The 1,788-nt window shown below is 56.9% G+C and carries 1 rRNA gene; it reads left to right on the plus strand.

From position 1 onward, the window contains the following. Nucleotides 1-245 precede the first annotated feature (245 nt). A 16S ribosomal RNA gene (locus ACFC2L_RS20185) occupies nt 246-1,767 on the plus strand. Nucleotides 1,768-1,788 lie beyond the last annotated feature (21 nt).

The following is a 1,788-nucleotide window of genomic DNA, read 5'->3' on the forward strand; positions in this document are numbered from 1 at the left end:
GGTGTGTGTCGGTTGTTTGAGAACTCAACAGTGTGCTTGTTAGTCAATGCCAATTTTTGTCCCTGTGGCATGGCTGGCTGTTCTTGCCCGTCCGGGTGGGGTGGTTGGTTGTGTCTGGGATTCCTTTGGTTGATTTCGGAAGATGATGTCATCTTTCGTGTTGATGCCAGTTTTGTGAACCCGGTTGGGTTCGCTTCGTATGGATTGTTCATCACTGGGCTGTGCTTGGTGGTGGGCGTTGTTCATTTACGGAGAGTTTGATCCTGGCTCAGGACGAACGCTGGCGGCGTGCTTAACACATGCAAGTCGAACGATGAAGCCCAGCTTGCTGGGTGGATTAGTGGCGAACGGGTGAGTAACACGTGAGTAACCTGCCCTTGACTTCGGGATAACTCCGGGAAACCGGGGCTAATACTGGATATGAGCCGTCCTCGCATGGGGGTGGTTGGAAAGTTTTTCGGTCAGGGATGGGCTCGCGGCCTATCAGCTTGTTGGTGGGGTGATGGCCTACCAAGGCGACGACGGGTAGCCGGCCTGAGAGGGCGACCGGCCACACTGGGACTGAGACACGGCCCAGACTCCTACGGGAGGCAGCAGTGGGGAATATTGCACAATGGGCGCAAGCCTGATGCAGCGACGCCGCGTGAGGGATGAAGGCCTTCGGGTTGTAAACCTCTTTCAGCAGGGAAGAAGCGCAAGTGACGGTACCTGCAGAAGAAGCGCCGGCTAACTACGTGCCAGCAGCCGCGGTAATACGTAGGGCGCAAGCGTTGTCCGGAATTATTGGGCGTAAAGAGCTCGTAGGCGGTTTGTCGCGTCTGGTGTGAAAACTCGAGGCTCAACCTCGAGCTTGCATCGGGTACGGGCAGACTAGAGTGCGGTAGGGGAGACTGGAATTCCTGGTGTAGCGGTGGAATGCGCAGATATCAGGAGGAACACCGATGGCGAAGGCAGGTCTCTGGGCCGCAACTGACGCTGAGGAGCGAAAGCATGGGGAGCGAACAGGATTAGATACCCTGGTAGTCCATGCCGTAAACGTTGGGCACTAGGTGTGGGGCTCATTCCACGAGTTCCGTGCCGCAGCAAACGCATTAAGTGCCCCGCCTGGGGAGTACGGCCGCAAGGCTAAAACTCAAAGGAATTGACGGGGGCCCGCACAAGCGGCGGAGCATGCGGATTAATTCGATGCAACGCGAAGAACCTTACCAAGGCTTGACATGCACGAGAAGCCACCAGAGATGGTGGTCTCTTTGGACACTCGTGCACAGGTGGTGCATGGTTGTCGTCAGCTCGTGTCGTGAGATGTTGGGTTAAGTCCCGCAACGAGCGCAACCCTCGTCCCATGTTGCCAGCGGGTTATGCCGGGGACTCATGGGAGACTGCCGGGGTCAACTCGGAGGAAGGTGGGGATGACGTCAAATCATCATGCCCCTTATGTCTTGGGCTTCACGCATGCTACAATGGCCGGTACAAAGGGCTGCGATACCGTAAGGTGGAGCGAATCCCAAAAAGCCGGTCTCAGTTCGGATTGGGGTCTGCAACTCGACCCCATGAAGTCGGAGTCGCTAGTAATCGCAGATCAGCAACGCTGCGGTGAATACGTTCCCGGGCCTTGTACACACCGCCCGTCAAGTCACGAAAGTCGGTAACACCCGAAGCCCATGGCCCAACCGTTCGCGGGGGGAGTGGTCGAAGGTGGGACTGGCGATTGGGACTAAGTCGTAACAAGGTAGCCGTACCGGAAGGTGCGGCTGGATCACCTCCTTTCTAAGGAGCTACCAACACTCA

Source organism: Cellulosimicrobium sp. NPDC055967 (assembly GCF_042269845.1).
Lineage (GTDB): Bacteria > Actinomycetota > Actinomycetes > Actinomycetales > Cellulomonadaceae > Cellulosimicrobium.